At 25.7% G+C, this 5,052-nt stretch carries 5 protein-coding genes; 3 read left to right on the top strand and 2 right to left on the bottom strand.

What is annotated here, in order from left to right; translation table 11 throughout:
- The first annotated feature begins 215 nt into the window (after positions 1–215).
- Positions 216–1,280 carry an extracellular solute-binding protein gene (locus QP548_RS16720; protein ID WP_061426053.1) on the top strand — a complete coding sequence of 355 codons (1,065 nt, stop codon included), beginning with the start codon at positions 216–218 and terminating at the stop codon, positions 1,278–1,280.
- Positions 1,281–1,354: 74 nt separating this feature from the next.
- Here QP548_RS16720 and QP548_RS16715 read toward each other — a convergent pair whose 3' ends face one another.
- Both QP548_RS16715 and QP548_RS16710 read right to left on the bottom strand, forming a co-directional pair.
- Positions 1,355–1,657 carry a hypothetical protein gene (locus QP548_RS16715; RefSeq protein WP_003448492.1) on the bottom strand — a complete coding sequence of 101 codons (303 nt, stop codon included), beginning with the start codon at positions 1,655–1,657 and terminating at the stop codon, positions 1,355–1,357.
- A 118-nt stretch (positions 1,658–1,775) separates the two neighbouring features.
- Complete coding sequence (locus QP548_RS16710) at positions 1,776–2,531, bottom strand: signal peptidase II (RefSeq protein ID WP_003466669.1); 756 nt, start codon at positions 2,529–2,531, stop codon at positions 1,776–1,778.
- Positions 2,532–2,746: 215 nt separating this feature from the next.
- Here QP548_RS16710 and QP548_RS16705 point away from each other — a divergent pair, with 215 nt between their 5' ends.
- Positions 2,747–3,550 (top strand): class I SAM-dependent methyltransferase, encoded by an 804-nt coding sequence (locus QP548_RS16705; protein WP_061426054.1) that lies wholly within the window; start codon positions 2,747–2,749, stop codon positions 3,548–3,550.
- 186 nt (positions 3,551–3,736) lie between these two features.
- A complete protein-coding gene (locus QP548_RS16700) occupies positions 3,737–4,537 on the top strand; it encodes a pyruvate, water dikinase regulatory protein (RefSeq protein ID WP_061426055.1) in 801 nt (266 codons plus the stop codon).
- Positions 4,538–5,052: the final 515 nt, after the last annotated feature.

Here is a 5,052-nt window from a genome sequence, read left to right as displayed (position 1 = left end):
TTTGCTAGCTCAGTCGGTAGAGCACGTGACTTTTAATCACGGTGTCCAGGGTTCGATTCCCTGGCAGATCACCAAAAACCTCTCTAATAAGAGAGGTTTTTTTTGTATATAAAAATATATTATATAAATTAGTGGTAAAATAATTTATACTTAAGTTAGTTAAGAATGTAAAAAAGAGTTTTAATTATATTTTTATAGTATTTGGGAGGAGAGTAATGAAAGGAATAAAGAAAATATTATCATTAGGTTTGCTTTTAGTATTTTCATTTTCAATGGTATCTTGTGGTGGATCAAAAGAAAATACTTTAGAGGGTACAGTAGTAGTAACAAGTAAATATCCTGATGAAGTTAATAGTTATATAGCTGAAGAATTTAAGAAAGAAACTGGAATATCAGTTAAATATGAAGTGAAAGATGAAATAAAAGAAGATGATTTTAAAAATACAAATACTGATATTATCTTAGGTGGAAATAGCGAATTATATAAAAAAATGGCTTCAGATAATATTCTTAAAGGATATAAAACAAGTTGGTATAGTGATGTAGATGATAATTATAGAGATAAAGATGGATATTGGTATTCAATATTTAGAAATCCTATGGTAGTCGCTTATAATAAAGCTAACTTAGCAGCTAATCTTGTACCAAAGAGTTTATCTGATTTAAAAAATGGGAATTTAGCTAATAAATTATTAATGGTAAATTCTAATAATGATTATACAAAGTATTTTATATCTGCTACAGCTTCTTATTTAAGTAAAGAAGGAAATAATGATGATAATATAGGAAGTACTTTCTTACAAGGTTTAAAGTTAAATGTAGCTACATTTTTTAATAATTACGACGAATTGTTTACAGCTTTAGACACTAAAGAAACTCCAATAGGAATTTTACCTTTAGATGTTTTAAATAAAAAAATTAAAGATAATGCTAATATAACAAGAATTGATTTTCAAGATGGTGTACCTGTTATAACTGAATGTGCAGGTATATTAAAATCAGCTCCTAATCCAAATGCTTCAGAACTATTTATGGAGTTTGTAGCTGGGCCAAAGATTCAATTAGAACTAGCTCAGAAATTTAATATAATGCCTACATTACCTGTAGCAATAAAATATTCTCCTGACTGGATTAAGAATTTTAAAACTTTAGATATAGAAAATAATGTTGTTCTTGAGAATGAAGATAAATGGGTTCAATTTTTTAATGGTGTTGTTAAACCAGAAGTACCTGCCAAGACAACTAACAATCCTGTTATTAAAGGTAAGAAGAAATCTTAATACATATTAAAAAAGAGATATTATGTTTAAAACATAATATCTCTTTTATATTTAAAGTGTGAATTGTAAATAGCTTATTCGTATTTAAATTTAATGATAACTTCTTTGATTTCTCCTTTAGAGTTAGTTCTAACCTTAAAATCTTTAATATCTTTAAATTCATTGTTAATTTGGAAGTTAAGTTCATTTATAGTAGCTTTGGCTTTTTTAGCTAAATCACTATCTTCGATAACTTCAAATCTTTGCTTTTTAGTTGTAATTTCCTTGTTTCTATCATCAACTACAACATAGTATTTATCGCCTTCTTCAATTACAACATACTCTTTACCAAAAGTTAGGCTTGAGCATAATGAATTATCTATACATCTTACTAGCATAGCTACTCTCCTCTCAATTAATATATTAAATTCTCTACACCTTTAATATATCACAATAAGAGGTTTTGTCCATTATAAATGGATAATTAGATTAAATTTGTGATATCTTACAAATATACTATTTCTTAAGTTTTAATATATTTACTAGTAAATCATTTTTAGCAAAAATAAAGAATCTTTTTACTGAAGCAAGATCATCTTTTAAGGTACTAGTGCTATCATCTTTCCAATAATCATTGAAGTATATACATAGGATGAAAAATAAAATAGCTAAATTTATATATATATCTTTAAAATCAGCTATAAATAAATTGCTTATACCTATGAAGTCTAAGCTTCCACCATAAAAAACCTTATCTATTAAAGAGCATAAAGCACCAGCCATTATAAATACTATACACATATCTGCATTAAAATCTTTATGGCCATTATGTACATAATATCTATAACATTCAAAGAATATTATTAATGCTATTAAATTTAATATTATAAGAAATCCAAAGTCTAATCCAGTTCCAAAGCGAACATTTAGCCAAGAGCCATCTGTATTTATAATTGGTTGGAAGGTTAAAAAATCACCTATAATATTAAAATGATCATTGAAAAACCATTTATGTATAATAAATTTTATTCCTTGATCTAAAATCATTAGAATCATAAATATCCATAGTAATGTTTTTTTGCTAAATCCATCTTTATATTTATTTACTAAAACATATACGAGATATCCTACTAATGCAAAAGGAATTATTAAAAACAACATCATAAGAGTTTCAGAATTTTTTTCAATTCTTCCAGTTAAAAACTCAAATAAGAAATAAATCAACCACATTATAGGCAGTATCCCTATAGTTACCCATTTCTTTTTATTCATTATTACCTCCCTATAAGATATACCATTAGAATATTTAATTAAAATAACAATAACTTTTATAAATATTAAAGAGATATCTATAACTTTAGTCTATAATAGTGTCATTAATTAAACTAAATCAATTTTAACATAGTTAATTATTACAATTAAAGAGGATATATAGAATTTTAAAAGAATATATAAATTATCACACATAATAAATTAAGAGGTGTTTTATGACAGATATTATAAGAGAGTACTATAATAAAAATAGTAAGAATGAATGGCTTAGATTAAATGATCCATATAATAGATTAGAATTATTTAGTACTATGTACATGATAAAAGAATATTTTCCTCAGGAAGGAAAAATATTAGATATAGGTTCAGGACCGGGAAGATATTCAATAGAGCTATTAAAAAGAGGATATGAAGTCAGTTTAATGGATTTGTCAGAAAAATCTATAGATATGGCAAAAAATAATATAGAAAGTATGGGATTAAAAGCAAAGGATTATATTTGTGGAGATGCTTTATATTTAGACTTTATAAAAGATAATACCTTTGATGGAATACTTCTTATGGGTCCTATGTATCATGTTCAATCAAAAGAAGATAGAATTAGAATATTAGAAAATTGTATGAGAATATTAAAACCAGGTGGGATTATATTAATAGCTTATATAAATTCTCTAGGGGTATTAAAGGTAGGTCTTTCAGATTTTCCACAAGAGTATAAAGATATAAATAAGATATATGACTTATTTGATGAAAAAGGATTTAGTGAGGAAGAATCTTTTACTGAAACATATTTTACTGTTCCAGAAAAGGCTATTTCTGAGGTTAATGAGGTAGGTTTTAATATATTAAGTAGAGCCGGGGCTGAAAGCTTTTTAAGTGGACAAGCTTTTTATATGACTAAATATTATTTAGAGGACAAGGAAATATATTTTAATTTATTAAAGGTTGCAACTGAAAAATGTGAAGATGAAAGATTTCGAGATTCAACAGAACATCTTATAATAGTTGCTAAAAAATAATAGTATTTTAAAGGTTAAATAGTTTATTTATATAAATAGTAACTATGAGAATTAATTTGAATCTATGGTTTAAAAGCTCTAGTAGCTATAAAATATAAAAACTAAAAGGGAAAAGAGAGTAAATTACATTAAAAAAACAACAATAATAATATAGTTGTTTTAGATGAAAAGAGAGGAGTAATTTTTATGTTAACAATTTTTGCAGTTTCAGATTCCATAGGAGAAACAGCTCAGCAGGTAGCCATGGCTGCTGCTAGTCAGTTTAAGGATAATGCTGAAGTTAAAAGAATTCCTTATGTTAAAAGCTTAGAAGATGTAGAGGATTTAATGAAAACCATTGAGGATTGTGAAGCATGTATGATTGTATCTACCATAATAACTGTTAATGTTAGAGAGTATCTAACACAAAAATGTATTGAGAAAAATATAAATATAATAAATGTATTAGGTCCAATAATAAATGTAGCTTCAACAATACTAAATAAGTATCCAGATTATAATCCAGGTGCTATGTGGAATACTGATGAAACTTATTATAAGAGGATAGAAGCTATGGAATTTGCTATGCAGTATGATGATAGCAAAGACTATAGGGGATTAAAAAATGCTGATGTAGTTCTTGTTGGATTATCTAGAACATCTAAAACTCCACTATGTATGTATCTTGCTAATAAGGGAATAAAGGCAATAAATATTCCACTAGTTCCAGAGGTAGGTTTACCAGAAGAATTATATGAAATTGATAAAAAGAAGATATTTGGACTTACAATAAATCCACTTCAACTTATAGAAATAAGAAAAAGAAGATTAGATAAGTTTCATAGAATATCAGCAGATATAGAGTATGCTTCTGATTCAAGAATATTAGAGGAGTTTGAATTTGCAGATAAGATACTTAGAAAAATAGGATGCAGAACCATAGATGTAACTCAGAGAGCTATAGAAGATACCGCTTTAATAATAATGGAAAAGTTAGGTGTGAAATAATTTTTTATAAACATAATTATTTTAAAACACAAAATTTAATAGGGAAAAATATAAAGCTACTAGTATTTTTTATTAGTAGCTTATATTTTTATTATCTTAAATAAGTGATTAAATTAATGTTACATAAATAAAAAATAGTATTTTTAAATTTATTAGTATATTAGTTTGCACTATATTTTGGAATTATTTTGAATATATTATATTAGAATGTAAATAAGATCTAAATATACTAATCCAGGTGTATCAATATAAGAATTAATAAGAAAATAGATGGAAATAAAAGAATTATAATTATAATTTAGAATTTTTAATGTTAATAAATAGTGAATAGAATTAATATCATGGTAAGATAAATCTCGTCGCTGAGGGACACACAAACAACTCAACAAAATAAATTAAAAGTTTTGAAAAAAAGTTGTTGACAAAGTTTCGAAGTGATGATAAACTAAGGAAGTCGCTTGAGGGCGACAACGAAATGGTCTTTGAAAATTAAACAGAAGATATTAACATAAACC

The organism is Clostridium sp. UMB9555A, assembly GCF_030222355.1.
Classification (GTDB): domain Bacteria; phylum Bacillota; class Clostridia; order Clostridiales; family Clostridiaceae; genus Sarcina; species Sarcina perfringens.
Note: the sequence above shows the minus strand (reverse complement) of the source record. Positions and strands in the feature narration are given on the sequence as shown.